The sequence below is a fragment of the SAR324 cluster bacterium genome (assembly GCA_015232315.1).
Taxonomy (GTDB): domain Bacteria; phylum SAR324; class SAR324; order SAR324; family NAC60-12; genus JADFZZ01.
Genome location: JADFZZ010000043.1, coordinates 1 through 17,026, shown reverse-complemented (window position 1 = coordinate 17,026; position 17,026 = coordinate 1). Strand labels below are relative to the sequence as shown.

At 45.8% G+C, this 17,026-nt stretch carries 12 protein-coding genes; 3 read left to right on the top strand and 9 right to left on the bottom strand.

Going from position 1 to position 17,026, the window contains the following annotated elements:
• Positions 1 to 10 precede the first annotated feature (10 nt).
• The 4 genes from fusA to HQM11_19195 all read right to left on the bottom strand — a co-directional run bounded on the left by fusA (position 11) and on the right by HQM11_19195 (position 5,734).
• Complete coding sequence (gene fusA, locus HQM11_19210; protein MBF0353168.1) at positions 11 to 2,053, bottom strand: elongation factor G; 2,043 nt, start codon at positions 2,051 to 2,053, stop codon at positions 11 to 13.
• A 50-nt stretch (positions 2,054 to 2,103) separates the two neighbouring features.
• Positions 2,104 to 2,577, bottom strand: a complete 474-nt coding sequence (rpsG, locus tag HQM11_19205; protein MBF0353167.1) for a 30S ribosomal protein S7 — start codon at positions 2,575 to 2,577, stop codon at positions 2,104 to 2,106.
• 14 nt (positions 2,578 to 2,591) lie between these two features.
• Complete coding sequence (locus HQM11_19200) at positions 2,592 to 2,960, bottom strand: 30S ribosomal protein S12 (GenBank protein ID MBF0353166.1); 369 nt, start codon at positions 2,958 to 2,960, stop codon at positions 2,592 to 2,594.
• A 284-nt stretch (positions 2,961 to 3,244) separates the two neighbouring features.
• On the bottom strand, positions 3,245 to 5,734 hold the full coding sequence (locus tag HQM11_19195) for a leucine--tRNA ligase (GenBank protein MBF0353165.1): 2,490 nt from the start codon (positions 5,732 to 5,734) through the stop codon (positions 3,245 to 3,247).
• A 232-nt stretch (positions 5,735 to 5,966) separates the two neighbouring features.
• Here HQM11_19195 and HQM11_19190 point away from each other — a divergent pair, with 232 nt between their 5' ends.
• The gene (locus HQM11_19190; GenBank protein ID MBF0353164.1) at positions 5,967 to 7,070 is read left to right on the top strand and encodes a hypothetical protein; all 1,104 of its coding nucleotides are present in this window, start codon (positions 5,967 to 5,969) and stop codon (positions 7,068 to 7,070) included.
• Between the two features lie 225 nt (positions 7,071 to 7,295).
• Here HQM11_19190 and HQM11_19185 read toward each other — a convergent pair whose 3' ends face one another.
• From HQM11_19185 to acnA, 4 genes are all read right to left on the bottom strand, one after another.
• Entirely contained in the window at positions 7,296 to 10,349 is a 3,054-nt protein-coding gene (locus HQM11_19185) for a hypothetical protein (GenBank protein MBF0353163.1), read from the bottom strand.
• Entirely contained in the window at positions 10,346 to 11,410 is a 1,065-nt protein-coding gene (locus HQM11_19180; protein ID MBF0353162.1) for a mechanosensitive ion channel, read from the bottom strand. The genes HQM11_19185 and HQM11_19180 overlap by 4 nt, the downstream gene beginning before the upstream one ends.
• 117 nt (positions 11,411 to 11,527) lie before the next feature.
• Positions 11,528 to 12,895 (bottom strand): magnesium transporter, encoded by a 1,368-nt coding sequence (mgtE, locus tag HQM11_19175; GenBank protein MBF0353161.1) that lies wholly within the window; start codon positions 12,893 to 12,895, stop codon positions 11,528 to 11,530.
• A gap of 109 nt (positions 12,896 to 13,004) precedes the next feature.
• Positions 13,005 to 15,680, bottom strand: a complete 2,676-nt coding sequence (acnA, locus tag HQM11_19170; protein ID MBF0353160.1) for an aconitate hydratase AcnA — start codon at positions 15,678 to 15,680, stop codon at positions 13,005 to 13,007.
• Between the two features lie 351 nt (positions 15,681 to 16,031).
• Between acnA and HQM11_19165 the strand changes: the two genes are divergently transcribed.
• Both HQM11_19165 and HQM11_19160 read left to right on the top strand, forming a co-directional pair.
• Positions 16,032 to 16,226, top strand: coding sequence for a YwbE family protein (locus tag HQM11_19165; protein ID MBF0353159.1), 195 nt, complete (start codon positions 16,032 to 16,034; stop codon positions 16,224 to 16,226).
• On the top strand, positions 16,223 to 16,681 hold the full coding sequence (locus HQM11_19160) for a YaiI/YqxD family protein (protein MBF0353158.1): 459 nt from the start codon (positions 16,223 to 16,225) through the stop codon (positions 16,679 to 16,681). Before HQM11_19165 ends, HQM11_19160 begins: the two co-directional genes overlap by 4 nt.
• 160 nt (positions 16,682 to 16,841) lie before the next feature.
• Here HQM11_19160 and HQM11_19155 read toward each other — a convergent pair.
• The coding region (locus tag HQM11_19155) for a DUF4351 domain-containing protein (GenBank protein ID MBF0353157.1) at positions 16,842 to 17,026 on the bottom strand (185 nt) is incomplete at its 5' end.

Here is a 17,026-nt window from a genome sequence, read left to right as displayed (position 1 = left end):
TTGCTATTGATTAAACAAAAGTACCGGTAATCTTTTCCAACACACTCTTAGCAACCGGCTCATAGTGACTAAACTGCATGGTATATACAGCACGTCCTTGCGTCATTGAACGTAATTGTGTCGAATATCCAAACATCTCAGACAAGGGTGCTTCAGCAGTCACCACCTGCATTTCTGAGCGCTCTTCCATATTTCGAACCCGCCCATGACGAGCGTTCAAGTCGCCAATCACCTCGCCTGTAAAATTTACAGGCACGACGACTTCGATCTCCATCACCGGCTCTAGTATAACCGGTTCAGCATTTCGCATCGCTTCCTGTAACGCCAGAGAGCTTGCGATTTTAAAAACCATTTCAGTGGATTCCTCAGGGTTATATTTTCCACTTGTCAATTCGACTTTAATATCTATGACTGGAAAACCTGCAATCACTCCACTTTCTACACATTCCCTAACCCCCTGCTCAGTCGCTTTAACAAATGAGCTTGGAATTTGTTCTGTTTTCACCCTATTTTCAAAAACAACCCCGCTGCCTGGTGACAGTGGCGATATTTTCAAGGTCAACTCTGCTTTTTGCTCTTTTCCACCCAAGACCTTTGCGTAATTTTTTTCAACCGATACAGCCTTACCGATTGTTTCACGATACGAAACCCTAGGTTTACCTGCGTTGCAAGATACTTTGAATTCTTTCTGCAATCTGTCGGTAATTATTTCCAGATGAAGCTCACCCATTCCGGACAGTAAAATTTGTCCTGTTTCCTCATCCACTTTTGATTGTAAGGTTGGGTCTTCCCTCACTAACCGTTCTAATGCCTGATTTAATTTTTCCTGATCCTGTTTAGTTTTTGGTTCTATTGCTATATTTATTACAGGATTTGGGAACTTTGTCAGTTCAAGCACTATAGGATTTGATTTTTCACACAGGGTGTCACCTGTTGTTGTAGATGACATCCCGATTACTGCACCGATATCACCAGCATGCAATGATTGAATTTCCTCTCGCTTATTTGCATGCATTTTCACCAAGGCGTTCACGCGTTCCATTCTTTTTTTCAGAGGATTGTAAATACCCATCCCCGACTTGATAACACCTGAATAAACACGAATGAATGTCAGTTGCCCTGCGTAAGGATCTGTTGCCAATTTGAAGGCTATTGCACAAAGTCCCTCATCATCACTGGCCTTACGAAACTCTTCTTTTTCATTATGAGGATTTATCCCTTTAACATCAGGAATGTCGATTGGAGATGGAAGATATTTCACAACACCATCCAACAACTGCTGAATCCCTTTATTCTTAAAAGCTGCCCCACAAAGCACAGGAACAATCTTATTTTCAACAGTAGCTTTCCTCAACACCTGATTAATTTCTTCAGCATGAACCTCCTGGCCTTCAAGAAGTTTTTCTAGGATCACGTCATCAAATTCTGAAACCACATCCAGCAGTTTTTCCCGGTATTTCCCAACCAGATCCTGCAAATCCGCTGGTATCGCTTGTACATCGACATGTGATCCTTGATCTTCCTCATGATAATACAAGGCCACCATTCTGATAAGATCAACGACACCTTTAAAATCACTTTCAGATCCAATTGGTACTTCAAGAGCCACCGGTCTTGTATTCAGTCGTGATTCCATCATCTTAATCACCCTGAAAAAATCGGCTCCAATTCGATCCATTTTATTTACAAAGGCGATTTTTGGCACCTTGTATTTTTCTGACTGCCACCAAACGGTTTCAGTCTGTGGTTGAACACCGCCAACACCGCAAAAAACAACCACCGCACCATCAAGCACTCTCAGTGATCGTTCAACTTCGACGGTAAAATCAACATGTCCGGGAGTATCAATTATGTTAAGTTGATATAAAGTTTTATCAACCTCCCACTTGCAGGTTGTCGCAGCAGAAGTAATTGTTATTCCACGCTGTTGTTCCTGCTCCATCCAATCCATAGTAGCGGCACCATCATGAACTTCTCCGATCCTATGAATTCGCCCCGTATAGAACAGAATCCTTTCCGTTGTTGTTGTCTTCCCCGCATCAATATGGGCCATAATCCCAATATTACGAAGGTGCTCAAGATGACCCACAAATGCCTGTTTTATTACCAGCGATAGTGAGCAAACGCTTTATTCGCGTCCGCCATTTTATGAACATCTTCACGTTTCTTAACAGATGCGCCTTTTCCACGGAAGGCATCAAGAAGCTCCTCAGCCAACTTACTCTGCATTGACTTTCCATTTCTGGCAACGGCATAATTTATAATCCAGCGCATTGCCAACGACTGACTCCTTACAGAGCGAACTTCAACCGGGACCTGATAAGTCGACCCCCCAACCCGCCTGGACTTAACTTCCAAAATCGGTCGAACATTTTCAATTGCATGTTTAAACACGTCAAGTGCCGGAGTTTCCGTTTCTTTTTTTGAAATGATATCCAGAGCACCATACAAAATCTTTTCAGCAACACCCTTTTTCCCGCTAATCATCAACGTGTTAACAAACTTGCTAACAACATAATCATTAAACTTGGGATCTGGAAGAATTTCTCTTTTTTCCGCAGCACGTCGTCTAGACATAACCTTTACTCACCTTATGTACGTTTCGCACCATATTTGGAGCGACCCTGTTTACGATTCTTAACACCTGTTGTATCCAGGCTCCCACGAACAATATGATACCTAACACCAGGAAGATCTTTCACACGACCTCCGCGAATCAGCACGACTGAGTGCTCCTGCAAGTTATGCCCAATTCCAGGGATATAACTTGTCACTTCAATCCCGTTACTCAAGCGGACTCTTGCGACCTTGCGCAACGCTGAATTCGGTTTTTTTGGTGTTGAAGTATAAACACGAACGCAAACTCCTCGACGCTGAGGACATTCTTGTAACGCAGGAGTCTTTTTCTTGTCCACTTTGTTCAGACGCCCTTTGCGCACCAATTGATTCAGTGTTGGCATAAATCATTCCTGATGTTTTTGTTATATAATATGAAGACTTTTTCTACGCTTCCCAACCTCAAACCCAGAATGGGAACTACGAGGAGAATATGAAGGGGTAACTTTTGAAAGCGTAATAGTTATGGTGTGTCTATTTAATGAATCCGAGGGTTCTATCAAAATATTTTAACAAATTCAACATGAATTTTTAATATTTTACAAATGAAATTAGCTCGTTTCAATTCACACGTTGCAATGAAACGAAAGGAAGTAATTGAACCTCCATAAAGAGTCCAGAGAAAAATTCATCGTACTACAAAATTTATTAATTTATTTTGAACAACAATTGTTTTAATTAATGATTTTCCGTCCAGTAACGACTGTATTTTTGAAGATGCCAATGAAGTTTCCTCAATTTCTTTGTTAGTGAGATGCACAGGTACTTCGAGTTTATCCCGAACTTTGCCATTGACCTGAATCACCAGGGTGATCATTTCTTCTTGGACAAATTCCTCGAGATAAACTGGCCATGCCTGGTTTTGAATACTTCCATGCCCGGGATATCGCAAACTCCATAGTTCTTCCGTGAGATGTGGTGCGATTGGTACCAGCATTAATAACAATGTATCCAGAGCTTCTTGAAATATGTCTAGACCGCTACACTCATCCGCCAATGATTTCAAAGCGTTTCGCATGGACATCAATGCGGCAACGCCAGTATTGAACTTAAACTGCTCATACTCCTGCGTCACTTTTTTGATAGTTTGATGAAGTGTACGCCTGATCTGTATTGCTTTTTCATGGCCTTCACTTGTTTTCGTTTGTGCCCTCACTTCACACAAACTCCAGACACTTTTCAGAAATCGGGCAACACCTTCAATTCCCTGTGGATTCCAGGGAGCCCCTGCATCCCATGGCCCCAGAAACATTAAATAGGCACGCACAGCGTCTGTTCCATAGGATTTGACCAGATCATCGGGATTGACCACATTGCCTCGACTTTTTGACATTTTCTCATGATCTTCGCCAAGAATCATTCCCTGATTGAATAGCTTAACCGCAGGTTCTCGAAACGGCAAAATCCCCATATCGGCCATTGCCTTGGTAAAAAACCTGAAATACAGCAAGTGCATGGTCGCATGCTCCACACCCCCTGTATATTGATCCACAGGCATCCACTGTTTTAACAGCCTGTGATTCCAGGGCGTGTCATTCCGGGATAACGACTCTCCTTTTTTCCAATAGGGAGATAAATAGGCATACTGATACCAGGAAGAGCATATAAATGTATCCATGGTATCCGTTTCTCTTTCAGCAGGCCCTGAGCATTGGGGACATGTTGTGTGCCTGAATCCATAATGATACTTGAGAGGACTCTCTCCAGTTGGCTTGAATTCGGCATCGTCAGGCAGAATGACCGGCAGCTTTTCATAAGGGACAGGAACATCTCCACATTTATCGCAATGAATAATGGGAATCGGAGTTCCCCACATCCTTTGCCTGCTAATCAACCAGTCATGAAGCCGGTAATTGATTTTTCGTTCACCAATCCCTGTTGATTCCATATGATTGGCCACTTTTTCAAAACTTTCCGGCCATTTGAGTCCATCAAATCCGGCACTGTTCACCATGATTGTTTTTTCTTTCTGGACCATTGCCTGCAAAAGATTCTGGGAATCAGGAATGTGAGTGATATCTGAATCAGAAATAATCACGACCGGTGTCCGCAGGTGATATTTCTGGGCAAACAGGAAATCCCGTTCATCATGGGCAGGAACAGCCATGATGGCTCCTGTTCCATAAGACGCCAGGACATAATCTGCAATCCAGATGGGAACTTGCTGCTGATTCATGGGATTGATCGCATAAGCTCCCGTAAACACACCATCTTTTTCCCGTGATTCAGACGTCCGTTCAATCTCTGATTTCAACAAGCTTTTCTGTTGGTAAGTTCGCACCTGTTCCAACTGTTCAGGAATAGTGATCTGATCAATCAATGGATGTTCAGGTGCCAAAACACAGAAACTCACCCCAAAAACAGTATCCGGGCGTGTGGTAAATACGCGAAATTCCAATCCCTCCGGCCCTGCTATTTTCAGTGAAAATTCCACGCCTTCACTTTTACCAATCCAGTTGGTCTGCATGCTTTTCACCCGTTCAGGCCAATCAAGACCATTAAAATCAAGCAGTTCTTCCGCATATTTGGTGATCCGGAGTTTCCACTGATTGAGTTCTTTCTTGATTACCGGAGTGTCGCATCGTTCACAGATTCTATCGTCTCCAACCACCTGCTCCCGAGCAAGGGTGGTGTTGCATTTTGTACAAAAATCGACCGGAGCAAATTCCTTATAAGCCAACCCCATTTCATACAGTTTAAGAAACAGCCATTGGCTCCATTTATAATAATCAGGCTCGCAGGTAATCACCTCATGATCCCATGCAAACATGGCCCCCATGGTTTTCAACTGCTTACGCATCCTTTCAATATTCTTGTATGTCCATTCCTTGGGATGAATATTGTGTTTAATGGCGGCATTTTCAGCAGGCAACCCGAAGGAATCAAAACCTATGGGGAAAAATACATCATGACCCTGCATTTTTTTAAAACGGGCAACAGCATCAGAGGGGGACATGGCATACCAGTGTCCAATGTGCAGATCACCGGAAGGGTAGGGAAACATGGTCAGCATATAAAATTTTCTGGCATCAGCTTCCATTTTTGGTGAAAATGTCTGATGCTCTTCCCAATGTTTTTGCCATTTCTGTTCAATTTCCACAGGATTGTATTGCTTCATAGCCTTTGCCATTTTAATAAAGTTAACCCGAACAACAGATTTATGGATTTTTTAGATCCATTTGAACTATAGATAATCGTTATGAATCGGTCAGATTCATGGGTTTATTTCGTTCTTCAAAAAAATTCGGGCAAGATTGCCTCATTTTTCAGGAAGGTTTCAAGGCACAAAAAATATCAGCGCCCATAAAAACCCAATTTTCACACAAACCAACAATAAACAAGAGAATCTTATGCAACCACTTTTTGACAGAACCAGACTTTCTATCAAACCTCTGCATGCTCGGCAATCCAAATCAGACACATCCTGCATGCTGTCGCCTTCTCCCATTCCGCCTAACCAAATTCCCAAAGAATCCTTAAAATCTTTGGAACGGGTCGTTGCAGCCATTCGCGAGGCAAGAAAGAACAAGGCTCCGGTCATGCTCGCCTATGGTGCACACCTATTCAAAAATGGATTGGCACCACTGGCCATTCAGTTGATGGAGCAAGGCCATATCCAACATCTTGCGACCAATGGCGCCGGGAGTATTCATGACTGGGAAATGGCTTTTCAAGGAAAAACCGAAGAAGATGTCAAACATTATATCCAGCAAGGTCAATTTGGCATCTGGCAGGAAACAGGCGGATTCCTTAATCTGGCAGTCACCCTTGGAACCGCCCAGGGACTAGGTTATGGAGCCTCTGTTGGAAAAATGATTGCCGAAGATCGCCTGTTAATCCCGGACATGCAGGAACTCAGGACAGAGATCATACAATTGCTTGAATCGCCCTCCGCATCAAACCTGCTTGCCAGAAAAAGCAACTTACTGCATTGGCTCCAGACATTTCCCACAGCAAGTGGATCCATTGCCATTCCGCATCCCTGGAAACAGTTCAGCATACAACACAAAGCTTATGAATTGAATATTCCATTCAGCGTTTGCCCCGGGATTGGCGCGGATATCATCTACACACATCCATGGAACAGCGGTTGCGCAATTGGTGAAGGAGCCGTTCAGGATTTTCTGAGCTTTGCGGATTCGGTCAGCAAGCTGGAAGGCGGAGTATTCCTGTCAGTAGGTTCTGCTGTGATGGCACCCATGATTTTTGAAAAAGCCATTTCCATGTCCAGAAATCTGGCTCTCCAGGAACACCGTTTTTTGGAAAACTATCATATTTTTGTGATTGATATTCAACCCGGTTCCTGGGACTGGCATCAGGGAGAGCCCCCTAAAAATCATCCGGCTTATTATTTAAGATTCTGTAAATCTTTTTCCCGGATGGGTGGAAAGTTTGAATACCTGGAAATGGATAATCGTTTGTTTTTTCAGTATCTCTGTCAGGAATTGAATTGACGAACACAGGAGACGGCTCGTTCAAAAAGCAACTTGTGTTCACATACTATTCGATGCCCCAGTTTGAATGTCTCACTGACCACACAAAACCGGCAAATCTGGCCTGGTTTCCGCCTTTGGCACCCGCTGAGAATAGCAGAGCAATTGAAGATGGAAGGTCCTCATGTTCTACTAACCAGATTGTTGCAACAGGCTTTAGCCTCTTCAGCATTGTGATGACTTTTGTCAATGCAGGATATTCTGCCGTTTCAGCACTCGAATGACAGGACGGTACAGGAAAGGATGAACGTTGAATTCACCTTCCTTTTCCACAATCAGGCCCTTGTGTGAAAGCTGATTCATCAATAACTCACTCTGGTGAGGGAGAAGTCGGAATACTCGTGCGTGATTGTCCGTATTCAAACCTTCATGCTGGATCATACCTCCCAGCGTGAAAATTTCGTTGGGGCTGAGTTGAGAAATGAAGGAATCGTCAAATTCCACCACGGGTGACAGAATCAGGGTGTGTTCTTCTATTTTCTGAATGGCTCTGAGCCAAAACCGGATCGCAATCGCAATATTGCCTGCCGCCATTTCGGTAAGACGCTCGAAGAAATAATCCAACAAATAGTCCTGCTGTTGACGGTCGGTTTTGAGTTTACTTAAATTCCGTTGCTCATTCATCCATTCCGGAATCTGAAATTTCAGTTGATACCCTGTCATTCGGTGACGCTTCAGAATTACATTTTCCATATCTTTCCGGCTCAATGCCACCAATGAAATCACCCTTGAAAAATGGTTTGAAATTCTCAGTGTTTTGTCCAGAAAACTCCAGGTGTAGAGGGTGGAGGTCACAATCCACAGCACCTTGCGATGGGTTTGGGACATCAGCAGTAAAAAATTTTCCAGCAGGTCCAGTCCTTCGACCGTTCTCAAGAAAAGATTGTTGAATTTTTCCACCACCAGCACCATCGGTTTTTCAAGTTTTTCCAGAAACTGATGGATACCGGCCATCCCCGAAGCAGGATCAATTTCTGGAAAATTCACACGAAACCGCATCACAAGTTCCTGTTCTGAAGAAATGGTGACAGGAAACATGAGGCGTTGCACAGACATGTCTCCAAACACTTTTTTTTCAGCGATATTGAGCAGGGTGGTCCGTCCGCTACCGGATTCTCCAACAAGAGCCGTCATGACAAACACACCTGAGTTCCAGAATTCACAATCCTCACGCAAGGACTGAAGTTCTTCGTTTCTTGCCATAAAAAACCGGTCATCGGTCAAGGGTTCAATGGCAAACATGCGTTTGTAAATGTAAGGGAGTTCATCCATCTTCCGCTGAAAACTGATCAAAAATTCCAGCAGATTTTTTTTCGCGTCGATTTTCGGCGGTGCCAGGTTGGTAATGGTTTGAAAGCGGATATACTGGCGAGATGCTACAGAAAAAGCCTGAGTGATCCATTTCCAACCCGTCCGGGACATTTTTCCGGCATGAATCCAGATTTCATTTTTCACCCAAAAATATTTTCCACGGGCAGTGGCTCCAACAAGTTTGACTTTCAACGCAATCAGTTTCTCATTATCCACCAATTCCTGAATTTTCCCAATGCAGGTCACAGTTGTTTCCAGCAAATCTTTTTGTGCCCGATCCTGAATGCTTTGGAACTCATCCACATATTGCTGAATTTTGGCCACAACCCGTCCCAGGCCGTCCATCGCGGCCTGATGTGCTTCCTCACTGAGCTGTTCTTTCTCAAGCAATCCCAACGCCGTTTCCAGATTGAACTCAACCATCTGGTCAATTTCTGAGACGCCATACAGCATGTTCCCCCAGCTATCTCTGAGGAATGTCTGCGTTTGTTTAAGTTGATCTTCCAGACGAGGCAGAATTTCTTTTAAAAACAAGGCCTGAATCGGTATTTCATCCAGTTCTGATCTGGGGGGAATTCCTGAATCATCACGTTTCCGGAACACAAGGTGTTTTTCTGCCAACCCGCTCACAGAGTCTTCCACATGTTTCTGATAATTGATCAGGATAGATTCAAGCTGACACTGAACCAGGATATCGAGCATCAGCGGCATTTCTTTTTTACGCAGAGCACGCATCGTGATTCTGTTTTCCTTGATCAGTTTTTTGCGCAGGTCGTATTCACCGGCATCGTCCAGATGCTCAAAACGCGAGACTGATTGAGCAAGAACACTGATGGTTCTGGAAAATACGGGAATCAGGTCTTGCTGGATCTGCCGTTCAAACTCAGCCGAGGCTTCAAAATACTGGATTCCACATTTCAACTGAGTTCTGAACAATGAGAGATCATGCGTCCAATCACGTTTAATGCCCAGATAGTGATTATCCCACAGGGCCAGGGTTTCTTCCCATTTTTTCCGGTTATTTTTTTTATCTTTCGTGAAGCTCCGGGTGTCGTATTTTCTGGCTGGAAGAACACCGGTTCCCGCATAATGCCAATGATGAAGAATCCCCGGACTCTGCTCCAGACTCCATGCGCTCAAATCGGCGCAGGCTTCCGCAAACGCCTTCTGGAGTAACAGGGGCATTTCCTTCAATTCGGCATACACAGGTTTCAGATCGGCCCAGGCAAACATCGACACGTCCAGTTCATGCTCCGACCATGATTGTGTAGCAGATTCCAGCATCAACACGCTGTTCTGAAATTCAATATTCAGTTGATGTATCCGCCGCATTTGCTGTGACAAGAGAAACAGTATTTTTCCCAGACTGGATCGATACCATGCGTCCACCGGGAGTCCCCAGTAGTATCTGAAAAATTTCTTGACAGAAAATTTGCGGGAAGCGAAAGGAACCGGGAGTTTATTTTTCCGAAACAGATTCAAGGCCGCAAATTTAACGTTCCGAATCCTCTGCTGAACCCGTTGCCAGCGTTTCCACTGACGGATAATCAGGGAATCTCCGGTTTCAGGCATGATGTCCGCAGGTGATATTTGAAACACAATTTCTTCAGGAAAATCCTTCATGCTGAGAATCAGTGAATTCCACCAGTCATCCCGAATTGTCTGGCATGGATCCACAAACCGGAGTTCGTTGATCCAGTCGGCCAATTGATTAAAATACGGCTCAGTCTGTTGCCATATCGGCAGGATTCCCTGTTGCTTGCTTAACGCTTCCTGCCATGCGGTATCCTGCGCTTCCAGCAATGACAGATATCCCTCAAGGCGTGCCTGATGCGTGGATTGCCAGTCATCACGGATTTGCCGCAGAAAGGTTTCAGCTTCCTTGAACATGAACGGCAGGAGATCTTCAAATTCCTGTGAAAACGTCATGCTGTTTCTCCATTGCTTACGATTTGGGGTAAATGGGAAAGTTGCTCAGTGGAAACAAGATTCTGCCGACGCAATTCAAACATGACAATTTCTGTCATTTCACTGGCAAACGCCACTTCATAGCGAATATCCAGCACATACGCCTTGAGTCTCATTTTAATCATGGAACGTCGCTCATACATTTCATTTTTGAAGACGATATAAACCGGTTTGTTGAGATATGCGTATCTGGATGTCACAGCGGCCCGATAGGCCATGCGTTTGACCCGTGTAAAATCAATATCGGGGGGAAGATAAAATTCCGCAACCACCTGACAGTTGGATTCTCCGCTGTTGGAGTTGGAAACCGGTTGATTGACGATATCTCCATTCGGAATGGATACCACCGAATCATCAGCGGTAACAATCCTCACCGTTCTCAAACCAATCTGAGTCACTTCCCCATAGTGATTTCCGACCTGAATCTTGTCGCCGGAGAAAAACGGACGATCCATCAAAATCATGATCCCGCCAAAAACATTTTTCAGAATATCCTGGGAGGCAAAACCCAGGGCGATGCCTGCCGAAGCGGTCATGGTCAGAATGGTTTCAATCGGAGGCGCCAACACTCCTGCAATGATCAGATAAATACAAAAAATCCATCCCATCACCCTGATGACCGGAACCCAACGTTTTAAGGCAAGTCGCGCATTGGGCCATTTTTCAGCACTGGCTTCCAGCAGACGTGTGGTGTATTTGATGGCGTAATAGGCCATTCCCAGAAAAAGGATGGACCAGGTAACTCGTCCAAAAGTCAGGGACCACTCAATTTGGGGTTTGGTGTCTTTCAATACGCCGGGGATTCTATTTTTTGCTTTGGGCGGAGCCGATTTTTCAGGAGAAACCTCATCAGAATTTGCGGGTGGCAGAGATTCAGGCGGAGTGTTTTCTGCAACGGAGGGTTCTATGACTGTAACGGATGGTTCTGCCGTGATTGAGTTTTCTGAAACTTGCTGGGCATATCCATGAGCGACCAACACTATTCCGGCAAACAGGCTCAACCATATTTTTTTGTGATTCATGAGGCAATTCCTGAAAAGTTGTTCATCCGTGAAACCTCATCTGCCAGACAATCGTAGAGAGGCACAAGCCCCAAGAGTAAAGGCAGGGGATTTTTCCGGGTTATGGCGTTTCTCTTTCTAACCTGTTGTCAACTGGGGTAACAACAGACTGGCCAGGCTTAGAACAAAGAAAAAACCAAACATGTCTGTGATGGTAGTCAGCATCGGGCCGGAAGCCAGTGCCGGATCAATATTCATGGATTTGAGGATCAGTGGAATGGAACCACCCACTGACACCGCCAGCAATGTATTTGCCGCCAGAGCCGAACCCACGACCAATCCAAGATAGGGGTTTCCTTTCCAAAGCACCGCGACCAGAGCCAGCAATAGTCCCAGTAAAATCCCGTTGATCACGCCCACCATGGATTCTTTCATCAGTACCCAGCCAATTTCACGGGGACGGATCACCCCCAGTGTGATCTCACGCATGCTGACTGCCACCGCCTGATTTCCTGAACAACCGCTCATGTCAGAAATGATCGGTAGAAATACCGCCAGCGTGATGGCTTTTTCGAGGGTGTCCTGATAAAACGCAATCACACTGGCCGCAATGATATTCAGTACAATATTCAGACTCAGCCAGGAAAGTCTGCGTGAAAAACGGGTTACCAGCGGCATGCTTCGTAATTCTTCACCGCCGATGATACCGCTGATTTTAAGGAATACGCTTTGCGATCTCCGACTCATGGCATCACGGACAGCCAGTCGTCTCACTACGCCCACCAGTACACGATTTTCTGTGATGACCGGAACACCGAAAAAGGGATGTTCGTGAAAAAAATGGTGCAGACTATCCAGTGATTTCCGGACATCCACATTGAGCGGATCAGGAATCATGAGCGCGGAGATCCGTTGATCCTTACGGGAAAGCAGAAGGTCCCTCAACCGGAGTACCCCTACCAGTTGACCACTATGATTGAGCACATAAGCATATTGAACATCATAATCTGAATACTGCTCTCCACGGTCTCTCAAATCATCCAGAACCTGACTCACCATGAAATCATCCTGATACGAGAGATATTCCGTGATCATCAGACCACCGGCTGTATCATGGGGATAAACCATCAATTTCAGAATGGAATCTGCGTCTTTAGCATCCATCCCATCCAGCAGTCGAGCCAGTTCATCCTGATCCAGTTCACTGACCAGATCCGCCTGAACATCACTTCGCAAACATTTCAACAGTGCGACCGTGTTTTCCAGTGGCATCGTTCTGATCAGTTCCACGGCTTGAACATGGGGCATCTCCCTGACCAGTTTTGCGCCCTCTTTGGGCGTCAACCGGACAAGCGTCCATACCTGATACCCAATAGACAATCGGGACAACGCCAACGCTACTTCAACCAAGGACGATTCATTGACAACTTTTTTCAGCAGAGTGACATCTTCTGCTTGTATAATGTCCTCCAGGATATCCCATAGCTCTTTCCGTTGTTCCATCATGTCTATTCATCCTTCCGCAATATTCACCCTACGACGATCATACCCGGATGTGGAAAACAATCTTCCAGCAAACAGGCTCAAAATATTTTTCTACCTGCACAGGTAGAAATTATTTGCCTTCCCGAATGAAATTTCTCAATACGGTATGCAGGATTCCGCCATTCCGGTAGTATTCAATTTCCACCGGAGTGTCCAAACGGCACAACACCGGAATTTCCCGGTCATCCGCTTTCAGAATCAATTCCTGCATGGGGTGCAGTTTTTCACTGATCCCCAGAATTGAATAAACTTCTTTTCCGGTCAATCCTAACGATTCATGGGTTTGACCGGCCTTGAACTGTAGCGGCAAAACGCCCATTCCGACCAGGTTTGAACGATGGATTCGCTCATAGCTCGCGGCTACGACTGCTTTGACACCCAGCAGAAAGGTTCCTTTTGCGGCCCAGTCTCTGGAAGATCCGGTTCCATATTCTGTACCGGCCAACACAATCAATGGTGTTCCAGATTCCTGATATTTCATGGAAGCGTCATAAATCGACATCACCGCATTGTCCGGAATGTAGGTGGTGTAACCGCCTTCTGTTCCCGGAGCCATTTGATTGCGTAAGCGAACATTGGCAAACGTTCCGCGTGTCATCACCCGGTCATTTCCACGTCGTGCGCCATAGGAGTTGAAATCCTCCGGACTGACTCCTTTACTCACCAGATACAATCCTGCTGGCGTTTTGGCTGAAAAAGATCCTGCCGGTGAAATATGGTCGGTTGTAACAGAATCGCCCACCTTGACCAGCACCCTGGCACCCTTGATTTCTTTCAGTTCTGCCAGTTCCTGGGACATATGGGTGAAAAATGGTGGGTTTTGAATATAGGTTGAATCTTCATCCCACTCATACACTTCTCCAGTTTTGCTTTGAATCGCGTTCCACATTGGTGAAACCTGATCCAGATTCTGATATTCCTGCTGATACAATTCTTTGGTCATGCTTTTCATGGCTGTCGCTACTTCTTCAGGAGATGGCCAGATTTCTTGCAACATCACTGGTTTTCCTGCGTTATCAAGCCCCACTGGTTCTGTGGCAAAATCAATATCCACAGTTCCGGCGATGGCATAGGCCACCACCAACGGAGGACTTGCCAGATAATTGGCTTTCACATGAGGACTGATCCGCCCTTCAAAATTCCGGTTTCCGGAAAGCACCGCCGCAACCACCAGATCTTTTTCATTGATCGCCTGCACCACAGAATCCATCAACGGCCCTGAGTTGCCAATACAGGTTGTGCAACCATAGCCCACGGTATGAAAGCCGACTTTTTCCAAAGAGGGTGTCAGTCCGGCCTCATCCAGATAGCGTGTGACCACTCTGGAACCGGGAGCCAGGGAGGTTTTCACCCAGGGTTTTGCGGTCAGTCCACGTTCAGCGGCTTTTTTCGCCAGAATCCCGGCCGCCAGCATCACGGATGGATTGCTGGTATTCGTACAGGAAGTGATGGCGGTGATCACCACGGAACCATGCTTCAACTGAACCCCGTCCATTCCCGGAACAGCGGCTTTGTCGGCCAGCGTGGATTCCTTCAATTCAAACCCGCGTTGTTTCACAGGTTTCGTCAAGGATTCATGCCATTGTGTTTTCATCGCGGCCAGGGTGACTCTGTCCTGAGGACGTTTTGGACCAGCCAAAGAAGGCTCCACGGTGGACAAATCCAGCTCAACGGTGTCAGTGAACACAGGATCAGGCGTTGCGTCAGTGCGGAACAGGCCTTGTTTTTTGCAATAGTTTTCAACTGTTTTCACCAGATTTTCCGGACGTCCAGTATCCCGAAGATATTTAAGGGTTTCCTGATCCACAGGGAAAAAGCCCATGGTTGCGCCATATTCTGGAGCCATATTGGCAATGGTCGCCCGATCCGCCAGACTCAGGCGTGATAATCCGGGTCCATAGAATTCCACAAATTTTTCAACCACGCCTTTTTTGCGAAGAATTTCCACCACACGTAACACCAGATCAGTGGCGGTCGCACCAATAGGCAGAGTCCCTTTCAGTTTGAACCCGATCACTTGAGGAATCAGCATATACACAGGTTGTCCCAGCATGACGGATTCGGCTTCAATACCCCCCACACCCCAGCCCATCACGCCAAGTCCGTTGATCATGGTGGTGTGCGAATCTGTCCCGACCAGTGTGTCAGGAAAACAGACACCGTCCACGGTTTGAATCACACTGGCCAGATATTCCAGATTGACCTGATGAATGATGCCGACTCCCGGAGGACACACCCTGAAATTTTTAAACGATTTCTGGCCCCATTTCACAAATTCGTAGCGTTCCTGATTCCGCTGAAATTCAATTTCCATGTTTTGTCGCAAGGAATCTGGCGTTCCATAATGATCCACCTGAACGGAATGATCGACCACCAGATCCACCGGCACACGGGGATTGATTAAGGTGGGATTGCCCCCCATCTGCACCATGGCACTGCGTAATGCCGCCAGATCCACAACCGCGGGAACGCCTGTAAAATCCTGAAGAATCACCCGGGTGGGCTTGTAAGGAATTTCTTTTTCCAGATTGGCTTTGGTCCAGTCGGCCAAGGCCAGCACATCTTCCTCCCGCACCTGAAAATTATCCAGATTTCGCAACGCCTGCTCCAGCAGGATTTTTATGGAAAACGGCAGTTTCTGCACAGTGCCGATATTGTCTTTTTCCAGTTTTTCCAAACTGTACATATCAGCTTTTCCACTTCCGGTATCAAAAGAAATTCGGCTTCCAAAACGGTTATCAGGCATGGTTCCTCACAATAAAACAGGTTAAAAATTGGGCATCAACACTTCGAAAAAGCCCTGGATCAGAGCATCATCCGTGATGAATCGCTGGAGATGAACCGCTACTCAACAGGCTCATTTTCGCCAGGCTCATCATTCGGGTTAGTGCATATACTGATTTTATTAATTTGTCAAAACGGGTTTCAGACTTTCAATCAGGCTCATTCGTGAGGACACTTCCGCCAATACTCAAACAGTGCCAGAATACTTTTTTGAAACACAATAGTTCATGGGTTTTCTTGTGTTTTGAATGATTTGAAGGCACGTTCGCATCATCAAACAGACTAACCGTAACTTTTTCAGGGAGACTTCCGCATGGATGGAACACAAAGATCAAACATCAAACCGGGCCTGACCGTCCGGATCGTATTAAAACAGGATCAACAAAGTGGGAAACTGACTGAGGGCGTGGTCAAGGATCTCCTGACCAATTCGCCGACACATCCGCATGGCATCAAAGTCCGCTTAACAAATGGCGCGGTCGGACGAGTCAAAGAGATTTGCCGATGAATCTGTACATAGACGGGGACGCGTTGCCCAATGCGCTCAAACAGATTTTGATTCGTGCCATTGAGCGTCTGAGCATACCAACTGTTGTTGTGTCCAACAAATATGTCAATCTGGGGAAATCCAGGCATGTCAAGTACATCGTTGTGGACGCAGGACCAGACGAAGCGGACAACCGCATTGTGGAACTGGTGCAACCAGGCGAACTGGTCATCACGGCGGATATCCCGTTGGCTGACCGTGTCATCACCAAAAAAGCGCATGCGATTGATCACCGGGGAAAACTGTTTACAGAGGATAACATCAAACAGCTTCTGGCTATCCGAAATCTTATGCAGGAGATTCGTGACAGTGGTGAGATCACCAAAGGCCCCGCGCCGTTCGGTCCCAAAGACACGCATGAATTCGCCAACCAGTTGAATAAATTTTTGGCTCAGCAGGGATTTGGGAGAAAATAATTGTTGTGGTCTAATAACTTTGGAGCATGCATGTTCCCGATCTATTCTGGTATCCGTCCGTTGCCATTAACCCCAACGCAGTGAAAGATCTGTCGATCTCTGAGGAAGGACCTTCGAGAATATATCAATGTCCGTTTTCCGGGCATAACAGGACGAGTCATCAGAACCGGAACAATTCTTCCATGCTTTGAACGGTCAGAATACGCTCTGCCAGCATTTCCAGTTGGGCGAAAGACAACGTACTCAGTTGAGCCAGATAGATTGCTGGAATTTCACGGAATTTGATCCGCAATTGCTTTTCCGCCGTAGCGCGAAGTCCTTCAATCCTGCCTTGCTCAATGCCTT